Annotated in this window: 9 protein-coding genes; 3 read left to right on the forward strand and 6 right to left on the reverse strand. The window is 45.3% G+C overall.

All coding sequences use genetic code 11. The features are described 5' to 3' along the window. The first annotated feature begins 118 nt into the window (after positions 1 to 118). Positions 119 to 772: a dUTP diphosphatase gene (locus tag ACXACM_RS14730; protein WP_474822654.1), complete on the forward strand. Its 654-nt coding sequence runs from the start codon at positions 119 to 121 to the stop codon at positions 770 to 772. Between the two features lie 24 nt (positions 773 to 796). Here ACXACM_RS14730 and ACXACM_RS14735 read toward each other — a convergent pair whose 3' ends face one another. Continuing rightward, positions 797 to 1,177: a hypothetical protein gene (locus ACXACM_RS14735; RefSeq protein WP_474822655.1), complete on the reverse strand. Its 381-nt coding sequence runs from the start codon at positions 1,175 to 1,177 to the stop codon at positions 797 to 799. Between the two features lie 94 nt (positions 1,178 to 1,271). Next, positions 1,272 to 2,939, reverse strand: a complete 1,668-nt coding sequence (locus ACXACM_RS14740; RefSeq protein ID WP_474822656.1) for an AMP-binding protein — start codon at positions 2,937 to 2,939, stop codon at positions 1,272 to 1,274. Between the two features lie 278 nt (positions 2,940 to 3,217). Here ACXACM_RS14740 and ACXACM_RS14745 point away from each other — a divergent pair, with 278 nt between their 5' ends. Together ACXACM_RS14745 and ACXACM_RS14750 are read left to right on the forward strand one after the other, a co-directional pair. Continuing rightward, a complete protein-coding gene (locus tag ACXACM_RS14745) occupies positions 3,218 to 3,670 on the forward strand; it encodes a (2Fe-2S)-binding protein (protein ID WP_474822657.1) in 453 nt (150 codons plus the stop codon). Further along, the gene (locus ACXACM_RS14750; RefSeq protein ID WP_474822659.1) at positions 3,667 to 5,925 is read left to right on the forward strand and encodes a xanthine dehydrogenase family protein molybdopterin-binding subunit; all 2,259 of its coding nucleotides are present in this window, start codon (positions 3,667 to 3,669) and stop codon (positions 5,923 to 5,925) included. Before ACXACM_RS14745 ends, ACXACM_RS14750 begins: the two co-directional genes overlap by 4 nt. Here ACXACM_RS14750 and ACXACM_RS14755 read toward each other — a convergent pair. The 4 genes from ACXACM_RS14755 to ACXACM_RS14770 form a co-directional block, all read right to left on the reverse strand. Beyond that, positions 5,922 to 10,139 (reverse strand): EAL domain-containing protein, encoded by a 4,218-nt coding sequence (locus ACXACM_RS14755; RefSeq protein ID WP_474822660.1) that lies wholly within the window; start codon positions 10,137 to 10,139, stop codon positions 5,922 to 5,924. The two genes, ACXACM_RS14750 and ACXACM_RS14755, sit on opposite strands and share 4 nt — an antisense overlap. A gap of 169 nt (positions 10,140 to 10,308) precedes the next feature. Then, complete coding sequence (locus ACXACM_RS14760; RefSeq protein WP_474824374.1) at positions 10,309 to 11,595, reverse strand: ribonuclease J; 1,287 nt, start codon at positions 11,593 to 11,595, stop codon at positions 10,309 to 10,311. A gap of 240 nt (positions 11,596 to 11,835) precedes the next feature. After that, positions 11,836 to 14,001, reverse strand: coding sequence for a S46 family peptidase (locus ACXACM_RS14765; RefSeq protein WP_474822662.1), 2,166 nt, complete (start codon positions 13,999 to 14,001; stop codon positions 11,836 to 11,838). A 331-nt stretch (positions 14,002 to 14,332) separates the two neighbouring features. Then, a complete protein-coding gene (locus tag ACXACM_RS14770) occupies positions 14,333 to 14,695 on the reverse strand; it encodes a DUF2750 domain-containing protein (protein WP_474822663.1) in 363 nt (120 codons plus the stop codon). Positions 14,696 to 14,698 lie beyond the last annotated feature (3 nt).

Here is a 14,698-nt window from a genome sequence, read left to right on the forward strand (position 1 = left end):
GCAGACCACTGAGAATTGAGCAGCCTATTGCTCACCTCGATAAATAGCCCACTCCTCTTTCCTTTTCTATCCATCGTTCGATACAATTTGGTCCAACATATACATCGGAATAGAAATCATGCTTAGCCAACAACAACTCGCGACAATGCTGTCGTTGCAAAATAAAATGAACACCAAGGTAAACCCTCAATGGCTTACTGCCGGTTATGGTTACCTAAGGGCTGCCATGGTTGAATCAGTGGAAGCAATTGAACATCATGGATGGAAGTGGTGGAAAGCACAGAAGAAAGATTTGCCTCAACTGCAAATGGAATTAGTGGATATCTGGCACTTTGCGCTTTCTGCTAGCATTATCGATTACAAAGGAGATATTCAAGCAACAGCCAATGCGTTATCAGCCCAGCTTGCTCAATCGCATGCCCAGGTAAAATTCGACGGTCAGGATTACTTCCCCGAGAAGCAATCGCTATTGGACAATCTGGAACTCATGGCAGGTCTTTGCGCTGCCAAGCGCTTCAGTGTTCCACTGTTCATGCATATCGTTGACCAGTGTGAAATGACGTCAGACAGTCTCTTTCAACAGTATGTGGGGAAAAATGTATTGAATTTCTTTCGCCAGGATCACGGCTACAAAGAAGGAACTTACGAAAAAGTATGGGCAGGAAGAGAAGATAATGAGCACCTGGTTGATGTGCTCAGCGTTTTAGATATTGAAGCTGCAGATTACAGTGAATTAGTGTATGCCGGACTAGCAAAGCGATACCCGGCATAAGAGATAAACAGGCTCAGCGCTGGTTTATTGATTCGTTAATGAATCAGCTAATGCCTGTGCTTTTTTACACGAAGCTGGTTCTTCTGCGCTTTCAAACTGGTCACAGGGTATGTCTATCATCTCTTGAAGACACTCTGTGCCAGCGTCGAGTAAATCATCATACTCCCCCATAGCATCATCAGGTAACATGTCTGGCACATATTGCTGACACATCTGGGCAGACATAGCATCAACCATTTGCCGCATTTCCTGAGGAACTTTACCGTTCATCTCCTTTTCCATCTCTTCGTTTATGCACATCTTCATTTTTTCACAGAAGGCGCCAGCTGCGGCTTCATATTCGCTTAAACCCGCCAGAATTGATGGACTAAAAAATAAACAGGCCAATGCTAATTGTTTTTTCATTTTGTGCGTCCTTGCTTAGATAAAATCAGTTTTCATTTAAAAGTGCCGTGTAAAATTTAGCCCATTTATTTTTAAAAAGCCACCACCAGAATAGCTAAACCCATTCAACCTGCTCGCTGTATTGCGCTAAAATCACAGGTTTATAACGGCTTTCCAATACATGTCGTTTAACTTTAAGTGTGGGTGTTAGCATGTCATTTTCAATCGTCCACTCTTCACCGATAACCAAGATACGGTCGAGTTTTTGATGACTTTCCAAATTAGCGTTTACGGCATCCAACGTACTCAACAGCCGTGTGGTCAACATCGACTTTTCTTGATGTGCTACTTCTTCACTTAATACCACGAGCGCGATAGGTTGCGGCAAACCCGTACCAACCACACAAACCTGTTCGACAGCATCATTTTCCATTATTCTTGCCTCAATGGGTGCTGGCGTAACATACTTGCCTTTTTCCGTTTTAAAAATGTCTTTCAATCGCCCGGTAATGGCAACGTAACCCTCGTCGTCTACCTCGCCTTTATCACCCGTACGTAAATAGCCATCACTAGTAAAGGCCTCAGCAGTTTTGCCTGGGTCAAGATAATACGCTTCCATATTACAGGGTGACTTCACCTGAATTTCACCGTCGTCAGCTAAACGAATATGTACTCCGGGGTAGGGTTTACCGATTTTTCCTATTTTATCTTTTCTGAAAGGCACGCACGCCGTTCCGTAGGCGCTGTTTTCGGTCATCCCCCAGCCTTCACTGATGTTCACACCAATCGTGTTAAACCAGCGAATGATAGACGGCGCCAGGGGCGCTGAACCACTGGCGAGTAAGCGAGCCTCTGTTAGCCCTAATCCGGTTTGAATTTTCTTTTTAACTATTCCACTGACAAAAGGAATTTTTAACAACAATGACAGTTTTTTCTGCGGCATTTTGGCGAGGATCCCGTGCTGGAACTTTGTCCATAATCGGGGAACAGAGATAAATAAGGTTGGCTTACAGAACTGCACGTCGCGCTGAAAAGTGTCTAACGATTCAACAAAAAATATTTTGCCACCCGTATAGCAACTTGCCAGCTCTACCAATACTCGTTCGGTAATATGCGCAAGTGGCAAATAACTCAACATTCTGTCACCTCGTGAGAATGTCAACGAATCAAGAGAGTTTGCTGCCGCCCAACACACAGACTTAAAACTATGCACCACACCTTTTGGTTCACCGGTGCTACCTGATGTATATATGATGGTCATGATGTCATCTAAATTGCGATCAGGGGACCCTTCAATGGCCGGACAATTAATGAAAGTATCCCATTGTTTGTCCATTGGGAGGTTAGGATAAGGCAAAGCAACTGTGGGCAAATCGGCGGGAATAGCGGGTAGCTGTGCGTTGGGATTATCTAATTTACCCACAAACAACAACTGAATGTCAGCATGGCGAATCACATAGTTCAGCGTATCACTTCCCGCTGAGGCAAACACGGGGACAGAAATGTGCCCTGCCATCATGATGCCGAAATCGATAATGAACCATTCTGCACAATTTTTGGCAAACAAACCTATGCGACTGCCCGCAGGTAATGCCATCTCGTTAAGTTGGAAGGCTACTCGCCGTGCGAGTTCTGCCACCTCTGCATAGGTGTAGGTCTGATATTTACCCTCTACCGGCTGAACTAAATAGGCATCATCAGGACAATGTGACTCCCAGTGATACAGCATTTCAAGTGGCGTGCAGCGCACTTCTTGCTTTTCTGAGACTACAGTAACATTCATCAGCGTTATTCCCCTTGGTGTAGTAGTGTTAGCCCTACCTTTACAATATTTTCACATAATATACCTGGTACGACCATCTTAAAAGCCATTTAATGCCAAAGTAAACGGATTTCATCCATTTTAGTGACAAAAATTATGCATTTAAGGAATTCCACCTAAAATAAGACTGTTACATTTACGCTACAATTAGCCAGTATTTTTTGGTATTCATCGCACTATGCTTGATTAGCAAGTCAAAAGCTGGTGTTGTAATTGAAAAACAGACACAGGCAAACACAATGAAACTGACCATTAATGGCACGACACGTGAATTCGATGGCGATCCTCAAACGCCATTGCTGTGGTTTATCCGGGACGAACTCAAGATGACCGGAACTAAATATGGTTGCGGAATGGCACTGTGCGGTGCTTGTACAATTCACGTCGATGGCAATGCCGTGCGGTCGTGTCAGTACCCTGTATCTGCTGCTGAGGGTAAGCGTATTACTACCATTGAGGGGCTGGATGAGAAAAATGAACATCCACTTCAAATTGCTTGGGCAGAAGAGAATGTACCGCAGTGTGGGTATTGCCAGAGTGGGCAAATCATGCAGGCAGCTTCCCTATTGGCGCAAAACGCATCACCTTCTGACGCCGAAATAGAACAAAATATGAGTGGCAACATTTGTCGTTGTGGTACTTACCCCCGAATTCGTAAAGCCATCAAACGGGCAGCGGAGGGGGCAAAATGAATAGCGCTGACTCAATGACAAGACGAAACTTTCTCAAACGCTCGGTCACTACCGCAGGTTTAACCCTGTCAGTCTCACTGCTCCCAGCAAGACAAGCCTTTTCGGCAGCCAATTCGAGTTCAGCCTCGTCGGCATTCTCACCCAGTGTTTTTGTTTCTATGCTCACCGACGGTACGCTGGAGGTAACATGCCATCGCTCTGAAATGGGTCAACAGATCCGCACGTCTATCGCACAAATTATTGCCGAAGAAATGGATGCCGATTGGCAGCGGGTTGTCGTAAAACAAGGGACTGGAGACCCCCAGTACGGCGATCAGAATACCGATGGCTCGCGCAGTATCCGAAGAAACATAGACCGCTTACAACTAGCGGGTGCCACCGCAGCCACATTACTGAAGACCGCAGCCGCACAAGGCTGGGGTGTTGATACAAAGACCTGCGAGTGTGAGCAACATAATGTTATCCATAGGGATTCTGGAAAGCGCATTGATTTCAAGGAACTGGTAGCCCTAGCTGCAACCTTACCCATGCCTGATGAATCTGAAATTACTCTCAAGGATAAAGCCAGTTATAAACTGGTTGGCAAACCTATTCCAAGTATCGATTTGCCGGACGTGGTAAGCGGCAATACCGTGTTTGGTCAGGATGTTCAACTGGACAATATGCTGGTTGCGGTAATAGTTCGCCCGCCGGTCTTGTTTACTGAGGCGACTCAGGTGGATGATACTGCAGCGAAAGCCGTAAAAGGGGTGAAGAAAATCATCACCATGCCCGTGCCTACTTCGCCGCCACTGTTTAAACCATTAGGTGGAGTCGCTGTACTTGCAGAGAATACATGGGCGGCTATGCAGGGCGCTAAATCATTGAAAATCACCTGGTCGAAAAATGCGCACACCAACTATCAATTCGAGGAGGAAAAGCAGGCACTCATCGATGCCGCTCGACAAGGCGGCGAGATAGTACGCAAGAAAGGAGACGCCATTGCTGTCATTGACGAGGCCGAAAACGTTATTGAAGCAACTTATTTTACTCCTTTGCTGGCGCAAGCCCCGATGGAACCCCCGGCGGCAACCGCATGGGTAGACGGCGACAGTGTTCAAATCTGGGCTTGTACTCAGACTCCTCAATCAACCCGTAGTAATGTTGCTGCAGCCCTCGGCGTTGATGAGAGTATGGTTACAGTGAATGTGACTTTACTCGGAGGTGGCTTCGGCAGGAAATCTAAGCCAGATTTCCCAGTAGAAGCAGCAATTCTAGCAAAACAGGCCGGACAGCCGGTAAAACTGATCTGGCGACGAGAAGATGACATTCAGCACGGCTACTATCACAGTGTAAATGCACAGCATATTCGAGCAGTACAGGCGTCCGATGGCAAAACGATCGCCTGGCATCACGGCACTGCTTTCCCTTCTATATCAAGCACATTTGCCAATGATGTGACAATGCCGAGCGCCGGTGAACTGGATTTAGGCTTCATTGACAACCCATTTTCTGTTCCCAATATGCAGCTGGAAAAAGGCCAAGCAGTGAATCACGTTCGTATAGGTTGGCTTCGCAGCGTGTGCAATATTTTCCATGCGTTTGCAATACACAGTTTTGCAGATGAACTTGCCTATTCCGCCAATACCGACAGCAAGGAATATTTACTGTCGTTACTGGGTGCTCCGAGGATCATCGATTTCCCTGCAGAAAATGCAAAATATGGCAATTACGGCGAGCCAATTGACAAATATCCCGTAGACACAGGCAGGCTTGCAAATGTAATCGAACGCGTTTGCGATATCGCTGGTTGGAAGACTCGAAAACGCGACAAGCGTTACTTAGGTCTTGCTGCCCATCGTTCTTTTTTGTCCTACGTTGCTACAGTGGTTGAAGTGGAGGTTGAGGAAGATGGAAGCTGGTCTATTCCTCAGGTGTTTACGGCTATTGATGCTGGCACCATAGTTAACCCCGAGCATGTTAAAGCGCAATGCGAAGGGGGCGCTATTTACGGTCTGAGTTGTGCTTTAGGCAAAATATCAGCGAAGGATGGAGCAATTGAGCAAAGTAACTTCCACAACTATCAAGTTGCCCGTATGATGCATGCACCGAAAAAGATGTCTGTGGACATAATAAAGAGCACAGCGCCGGCTGCCGGAGTTGGTGAGCCACCCACTCCCCCTTTCACCCCGGCTCTGACAAACGCACTGTTTGCGGCCACAGGAGTGAGGATCAGAGAGTTACCGATACCGAATAGGGTGAAGAAGAACAGCTAGGAGTGACGGTTACGCCAGGTAGTCCGCAACATGGCGGGCACCTGGCACGCAGGTACAGGTCTGGAATAATAATACCCTTGTTGAAACACACATCCTTTCGAAAGCAAATAACTGGCTTGCTCCTCACTTTCTACACCTTCGGCAACACACTGCATATGCAAACTATCAGCTAAATTAATAGTGGTTAATACTAATGCATCATTTTCATGGTCAGGCTGAATATCATCCACAAAGCTCTTGTCTATTTTCAGCACGTGCAGGGGAAACTTCTTTAAATAACTCAGTGAAGAGTACCCGGTACCAAAATCGTCCAGTGCCAGTTTAAAACCTGCATCAATAAACTGTTCAACTTGTCGTAATACGCCTTCAGTATCATCCATTAGAATACTTTCTGTTAACTCGAAGCGAAGTGCAGAGGGTGGCAAACCCGATTTTTTAAGAAGTTGCAGTGTACCGGCGATATCAAACTCTGTTTTAAAGTGCAATGCCGAGAGATTAATAGATAAATAGCCTGCAAACCCTTGATTATACCAAAGGTTTAAATCATCTACCGCGCGTTGCATCGCATGGCGGGTTACCTCTATGATATACCGTAACTCTTCTAAAACAGGAATAAACGCAGACGGATACAAGGGTGGATCTGACAGGCTGCAACGTAACAGAAGCTCAACACCCTCGGTCTTGCCGGTTTCGGCATTGACAATCGGCTGATAGTGATTAAAAAAACGGTTTTCCTGGTAGGCCAGCTTTACACGATTTTCTAACATCAGACGCTCGCGTACTCGCTCATTCATGTCCTGAGTGTAATAATTAAACCCGTGCACAGTATCATTTTTTGCTGCATACATAGCGACATCAGATTGCTTTAAGAGTTCAGACGGTTCAGTGGCATCATCAGGATAGAAAGAAACACCGATACTCGCTGATACCCGGATAACCTCTTCTCCAAGTGAAACAGGTGTTTCCAAAGACTGTATGAGTTGAGAAACTAAATCACCTACCTGCTTTTTGGATGTAATGTCTTCCATTACAATCACAAACTCATCACCTCCAAGACGAGATACCGTATCGTTGTCTGACGCTACATTTAGCATGCGATTAGCAATAACACGTAAAAGTTTATCGCCGTAATCGTGACCCAGAGAATCATTGATGCCTTTAAATCGGTCAAGATCGACGAACAGTACAGCTACCAGGTTATCCCCTGCATTATTGATTGCCGTATTCAGTCTTTCTAACAGTAAGTTGCGGTTAACCAAACCAGTGAGCGCATCGTAATTTGCTACTTTTATTAGTTTGCGTTCGGCGTTTTTTTGCTCTGTTATATCTGACATTATCAACAGGTAATGATCAGGTTGGGCATCAGAATCCGAAGTCCCCGTGGCAGACAGTTCCACAAGTACATCGTACTGTTGCGCGTCGCCTCCGCGAAGTTTTTCTTCACCCTTCCAGAACTCACCAGCCTTCAATGACATAAGTTTTTCTCTGAGTGCCTTGCCCAATATAGGAGCACTTTCAAACAAACGATTGAGTTGCTTCTCCAAGGCGCGGTCCCGGTCGAGGCCAAAAGCAGCACAGCAAGCAGGATTAGCCGCAACAGGAACCAGCGAACTATCAAATATCATTACCCAATCGCGGGTGTGTTGAAAAGCATCGCCAAACAATTTCACCTGATGCTGAGCTTGTTGCAAACGATGAATTTGACGTTGCCTGTGATACAGATAAACCGCTATTAGAAGAAGGCATAAAAAAGCATAAACGCCATACGCAGTTGGTGACTTCAGTGGGGGGTAAGGAATGGTGAACGAAAGCGTGGCCGGTAATAACACACTGTCGGAAGTTTGCTTTAAAGGAAGTACCTCAAAATGATATTCCCCCGGTGACAAGAAGGCAAAGGTGACGGCGCCATTCTTAGATACTGATTCACTGACTAAAGTACTTTCTCTGATAAGTTTGTACTTAAAAGGGCTGTCGACGCGATAACTTGTAGAAAGCGCTGCAAATTGGATAGTTATACCAAAATCATCATGTTTAAGCGTGATGTGTTCACCGCTTAAATTACGCAAGGGTTTATCCATAGTGCGAGAATCAAGGAGTATGCCACTTATCGCCATTTCTGATACGTTTTTAGCACGCTGTTGGGTTTCTTCTTTTAGTGTTAGCGGGTCGAAAATCATCAAACCAGTGGTAGATCCAAACGCGACTCTTCCGTCCAGTAATTGTTGAACAGCACCATCGTTAAACTCAGATACTTTAATATCCTGACCAACATAGTAATTATTAATTTCGGTATTTAATGACGAATAGTAAGAGAAATACCCGTGGGACCCAAACCAAACTCCCGCTTCACTATCACTTACAACATTGTAGACAACATTACTCCTCAGCGTATTTTGGTTAGTCAGGTGCAGTTTGGGCATAAATGTTTCGGCATCAACGGCCATCAATCCGTTACTGGGAAAGCCGAGCCACAAGGTGTCAGTTTTATCGGTGGCAACACTGGTTACAGACCGCTGAAAATTGCGCTGAACCTCTGAATACTTAAAAACAGTGCGCACGGAAAAGTCTTCCGTATTTACCAATAAAAGTGCATTGCGAAGAGCTAAAAATATCTCATTCGGATAACGGTCGATGCTATTGATAAACCCTGATGCAAACTGTGCGCTATAACCGAGTTCAGATAAAGGGATAACTTCTAGTAAATTTCGGCGATAATCGTAACGATAAAAATCATCGGCAATGAAATAGATTCTGCCTTGATTATCTGTTGCACTGCCATAATTCCAATCAGAAAACACCTCTTTGGCAGCACTTGAACTTTCTGGCATCGGCTGAAACTCACCAGTATTCTTGTTAAATAAGCGTAAACCTTCATAAGCTTCGACAATCAAATATTCGTCATCTGCTGAATAAATAGCATGAATAGAAGCAGCCTCAGAGGTCAGTTCTCCAGCCAACTTCTCTATCCGCCAATGGGAACTTTTTTTCTCATTGAGATCGTACCGAGTTAACCCACCACTTGTTCCTATCCATAACGCATTTGCTGAAGATTGATGTAACGCTAACACATCGTTATCAGACAGAGGTTGCTCTGCATTGCCTCTAGTATTCTGCACGGTATAAACCCCAAGTGGCTGTGAATACCAGTAAAGTATGCCCCCCGACTCGCTGGCCAACCATAAATTGCCCGACGGATCTGGTAATATTGTACGCACACTCTTCTCAACCTGAATCAACTCCCCCACCACGGGATAAAGCAAATGTTCAGCGCGAATAACATTTTTTTCTATAGTCAAACGAAACAACCCCTGATCTGTACCAGACCAATAATTGCCATTTACCCCCGAACGTAGCGTCCACACATTGCGGTCGGAAAGTATTTTCTCACTGGTATAGTCAGGGTTTTGTGAGTTGAGAGATGACGCCGATTTAAATTGAACTGAATAGAGCCCACCAACTGTTCCGATCAGAAGCCTGTTCTGCGCTAACAGTAACAGAGATTTTGCATTCGTATTGCGAATATTCTCAGCTTCGGCTCCCAGGTAGTCTATGGTAGATGGCGCAAGGTTTTTGGCGGCAAGTGGACGCATTACCACTCCGAATGAAGTGGCAATAATCAAGTTGTCTTCCAGCGTGAGTAAATCGCGAATGACATGATTGTCATCCAGGGCTTCATCGCTTAACGCAAATTCAGTTGTAATCGCACCACTTGGCTTTGCCACCCGGAGAATTTTTTGATCTAAACCAACCAGGATATCGCCGTTAGGTAATTCTTCAAACCCATCAGCAGACTGAATCCACTCTGGTTGACCTTTAAACGTTTCTCGTATCACCAGACCAAATGTGTTGGTATCGAGATCCAGCCGATAAATACCTTCGTTATACGTTGATATCCACAGCCCGTTATCGCTGTCTACGAAAAGGTTAGTGACTGTATTATTGACGAAAGCGTTATCAGGGCCACTAAGAGTAACGAAGCGATAACCATCAAAACGACTCACCCCACCTTCAGTAGCAACCCAGATAAAACCATCGCGGTCTCTGACCATATCTGTGACATTTTCCTGGGCTAATCCGTCGGAACTATCTAGTTTTAAAAAGGAAGGATGCGCGATGCTTGGTTCTCCTGAAACAGAGAAACACGCAGACAGGTTCAAAAAAAATAAGAATATGAACCCATAACTGCGCAACGGCAGAATTGATTTTACACCCATGTTTTAACTTTTTTTTCTATTCCGGCGAAGACGCCATATCCATTCAATTTAAGGCATAAAAAAATACCGCTGTTTCAGGTGATATTCCTATCTTAACGAAGTACTTACCCTTGCCTTTAGTCCCCTGAACAATAGCACAATATTTCGAAAAGAAGGAATGCAGATATTGCTAACGCTCAAGTGCTATGCGCCCAACCCTGACTTTGTGTCTGTGAATTGCCGATTGGGGAGCAAGCTTATACAAGTCTCCGTTGCTCCCTGAATAGGTCTTTCTTACACCACAACTTTTTGCAATTTCGCAATGTGCATCGATATGTGCTTTCTCGCCGTGAACCGGAATAGCGATTTGAGGCTTAACCCAATGATACATCAATTTAAGCTCTTCTTCGCAAGGATGGCCACTGGCATGAATGGGTAAAGGGCTCTCTTCGCTCAATAAGGTACTGACGCCTAAACCGTGAAAGCCTTTGATTAAACGAGACACTGACGCTTCGTTTCCCGGAATGACGATACTCGAAAAAATTACCTGATCACCTTTGCCCAGGGAAACGGCGGGATGATCATCTCTCGCCATTCTGGCTAGTGCTGCGCGACTCTCCCCCTGACTTCCCGTTGCAACTAACAGCACCTCTTCCGGAGGTAAATATCCCAAGTGGTTGGCGTCAGCCAATACCAGATCGTCGGGCCAATAACCAAGCTGTTTGGCAATGCCCACCATATTGTGCAGAGACCTACCTACAATAGCCATGTAGCGTTTAGTTTGCTTTGCAATGCGGGCCAAACTGACAAGACGGGCTATATTACTGGCAAAACACCCTACTACTACCCTCCCCTTCAGTGGCTTTATCGTAGCCAGTAAACCATCGTAGCAATTGCGTTCAGAAACTGACATGCCCGGCTTTAACGCATTGGTTGAATCTCCCACCAGCGCCAATACTGATTCTTCACCTAACTGTTGATACAAGCGATGCTGAAAGGGGGCGCCGGTTATGGGCTGAGCATCAATTTTCCAGTCTGCGGTGTGTAAGACAGTTCCAGCGGACGTTGCTATTTTCAGTGCAAATGGCTCAGGGATTGAATGGGTAATTTGTAACCAATTGACGGTAAAAGGGCCTAGTTCGACAGTTGCCGTGGTGTCTACTTCGTGAATTGGAACCTTGCCAAGTAAGTTTACCTCAGCAAGTTTACGTCGTAACACGGCCGCAGTAAAAGGCGTGGTGTAAATGGCACACTTAAAACGCTGCCACAAAAAGGGAATGGCGCCAACATGGTCTTCATGAGCATGGGTTATCACAATGCCACTTAGTCGTTCTGACTGTGATGAAACAAATGCAGGGTCCGGAGCGACGACATCAAAGGTTGGCGCTGATTCTGACGGATTCAAAGTCTCATTAAAGGAAACACCGCAATCAATCATTAACCAATGGCCATCATGGCCATATAAATTCAGGTTCATGCCTATTTCGCCAGTTCCACCCAGGGGCAGGAACCATAAATCTTTTTTGCCTGGTACGAGTTCGCTAATGGTAGTCTCCTGTTTCACCGTTAATGTGCGAATGTGAATAATGAACGAGTATAGTCGATGTGAAAAGCCCGATTGGTGTAGTTCAATACTTAGTAATAGATACTGGTAAGGATACAATACGATCATGTAATGCCCGGACAATGTTGCTACTGACCGGGCATTGACAACTGTTTATTTGACGATAGTCATTTCTTCGATAAGGTTTGTCGCCCCATCCACATATTCCATAACCCACAACATATAGCGAGTATCGACGTGAATGGTTCGGGTCGTTTTAGGATCGAAATCCCAGTCAGAATTTACACTTTCAAATGTACCATCAAATAGCAACCCCACTAGCTCCGCTTTTGCATTTAACGTTGCTGAGCCCGAGTTTCCGCCTGTGGAATCAAGGTCGGTGAGGAAGTTTACCGGTACGCTACCAAGGGTATCAAGCATATACGGTCCGTACTGTTTATTCCGTATTAACTTAAGTTGTTTTTTCGGTGAATCAAAAGGAGATTCGCCAGTATCTTTTTCGACAATACCTTCTAAACGAGTAAATGGTTTATAGATAATTCCATCTTTAGGTTCGCCGCCAATAACATTGCCATAAGTCACTCTCAGCGTGCTGTTAGCATCTGGATACGCTAACCCTCCCAATGATTTCTGCCACGCTATAATAGCTTCCATATACTGTGGTTTAAGCGCAGCGGCCTTACCCTGTAAGGCTTTAGTTTCATTCTCTATGGCCATTTCTGTGTCGAACAATGCGACAGCTAAACGAATGAAAGGGTCATTACTAGTTTCAAAGTCAGCTTTATCAGCCCCTAGCCAATGTAGCCTTGAAGCTGGTTCGTTCAGCGCAGTTTGAGAATAAAACTCAGCGATAGTTTCTTTTAACTGTGCGCTATCGGTGGTGCTCGTTAAGCCCAGCGCTTCGTCAAAAGCACTGACTCTGCTGTCTGCAGGTTGTGCCAAATAAAGCGTAATCATTTTGTGCCAGACAGCCTGATCTACAGACGGGTCGAAACGACGCTCAATACGTTCCACACCTTCCTTGATACGAGATTGATCCCGTTCTTGAAATCCTGGCTCTCGCTCTGCGTCAGGCTTTTCGCGCTCAATAGCATTGCGATATAATCTCTGAGCCAATGATAACAACTGGGCGCGGGATAAATTGTTGTACCAAAAATTTTGCTTATTTTTTTGGATTTGTGCTGCTGTTACTTCATCAAGACGATCAAGTGCCAGTTTTAACGCCATTTTCTTATTGTCATCCAGCCAGGTTGCAAGGGCGGCTTCCCGCTCTTTTCTGCGAGCCACAAGCCCAACGCGTTTAGCACCAGATAACTGCCCCAGTGTGTTTTTGTGAAAATTATTTAAGCCCGCCAACAAAGACTCATATTTAATTCTGACATCGCTGCCCTCTTCAGATGCACCTTCAATGGTTTTAATCCAGGCATCCACCAATTCAAGGTAAGTAGGGTAAAGCCAGTCAAAGGTATACGATACCGTAGCTAAGCGCGCGTACCGGTTTGTCGACCCCGGATAACCTGCAGCCATGACAAAATCGCCATCATCCAGCCCGGACGCGGAAACTTTGAGGAAGTGCTCTGGCCTGAAAGGTACGTTTTCCTGACTATAATCAGCAGGATTTCCGTCTTTACCCACATAAGCCCGGTAGAAAGAGAAATCACCTGTATGTCTTGGCCACATCCAATTGTCTATATCGCCACCGTATTTACCCACAGCATCAGCAGGGGCGTAGGCAATACGCACATCGCGAATTTCCATTTGCTTAATAAGCTTATATTCCAAACCTTGAAAGAACGACGGCACTGAACAGCGATAGCCTGGTTGCGCTTCACACTCAGCAATGATGGCTTTGCGATTTGCTTCAATTAAATCGTAACGCTCACGCCCTTGAATACTGTCATCAATATCACCGGTAACCTGCTTGGTTACGTCGGCAAAATCCACGGTGACAAACATTCTGGTTCCTGGCGCAGCGGGAAGCTCGTCTTGCTTAGTACTGGCAAGAAAGCCATCTTTCAGATAATTATTCTCAGCAGTACTGTTGAATTGCACTGAACCTCGCGCACAATGATGATTGGTAACAGCCAGGCCTTCGTTTGATACGAATGAAGCTGAGCAACCGCCCAGCGATACAATAGCGCCCATGGGAAAAGCGGTGAGATCATTAATTGAACTTGCTGGGATCTCCAACCCGGTTTTTTTCAAATCATCAGCAACAAGGGGGAGTTGTTCGGGCGTAAACATACCTTCTTTTGCAGTGACACAAAATGATGGGCTGAGTAGTGCCACCGATACACATAAAACGCGAAATGTAGACATCTAAAATCCTTTGCAATTTGTTATTTTTTCACTGGCTCCCTTCGGTAATGTTGTGTCGTTAAGTACACACCGCCGCGACAATAATTAGTTGCTCAGGCAGGAAACAGTGCAACGGCAGTGTAGCGACAAAATGAAAAAGATACTAAGGAAATGAATACTGATTTTTAAGAAGTTTTGTTAAGAAATGTAATAATTAGTCCAGCTTATGGAGCGAACACCAGGCGCAACGTCGCTCTCCTCCAACTGTGCATATGCAAAAAAATGACTTTGAGACCCAATTAGCTGCGTCTCAAAAGCCTGTCTGATATATCGACACAACTAGATCCGAAGATCATTTTTTCGCGAGTATTTTCTCGGCTAACGCATCTGGCTCAATGACTTCACCTTCTTCGCCTGGTACAGGACAAACCATAACGGCTAATCCGTCTTTGAGTAATCCTGGCGTCCATTTTTGCATCCAATCATCCAGTGTGATCCCCATAGTTTCACAGTGGGACCAGTCTTCTGTCGCCCATAATGCGGCTAGAGATTTTTCAGGCCATACTGGCACACCGTCTTCATCATCAGAGGTAAGCATTACACATCCGTCTTCATCCTTGAGGATCCATACCTCGTCATTTTCGATAAACAGATTGATGGTGTCTTGCATTCTCTTATCTGCGCTGGCTTGTAAAAGTGGGTGTAGTGCTGTCATGAA

The sequence above is a fragment of the Alteromonas sp. AWQ4_252 genome (assembly GCF_056158205.1).

Excerpts from the sequence above, each read along its gene's own strand:
- ACXACM_RS14760 (WP_474824374.1), bottom strand. The coding sequence starts at position 11,595 with ATGAACCTGAATTTATATGGCCATGATGGCCATTGGTTAATGATTGAT.
- ACXACM_RS14730 (WP_474822654.1), top strand. The coding sequence starts at position 119 with ATGCTTAGCCAACAACAACTCGCGACAATGCTGTCGTTGCAAAATAAA.
- ACXACM_RS14755 (WP_474822660.1), bottom strand. The coding sequence starts at position 10,139 with ATGGGTGTAAAATCAATTCTGCCGTTGCGCAGTTATGGGTTCATATTC.
- ACXACM_RS14740 (WP_474822656.1), bottom strand. The coding sequence starts at position 2,939 with ATGAATGTTACTGTAGTCTCAGAAAAGCAAGAAGTGCGCTGCACGCCA.
- ACXACM_RS14750 (WP_474822659.1), top strand. The coding sequence starts at position 3,667 with ATGAATAGCGCTGACTCAATGACAAGACGAAACTTTCTCAAACGCTCG.
- ACXACM_RS14770 (WP_474822663.1), bottom strand. The coding sequence starts at position 14,695 with ATGACAGCACTACACCCACTTTTACAAGCCAGCGCAGATAAGAGAATG.
- ACXACM_RS14735 (WP_474822655.1), bottom strand. The coding sequence starts at position 1,177 with ATGAAAAAACAATTAGCATTGGCCTGTTTATTTTTTAGTCCATCAATT.
- ACXACM_RS14745 (WP_474822657.1), top strand. The coding sequence starts at position 3,218 with ATGAAACTGACCATTAATGGCACGACACGTGAATTCGATGGCGATCCT.
- ACXACM_RS14765 (WP_474822662.1), bottom strand. The coding sequence starts at position 14,001 with ATGTCTACATTTCGCGTTTTATGTGTATCGGTGGCACTACTCAGCCCA.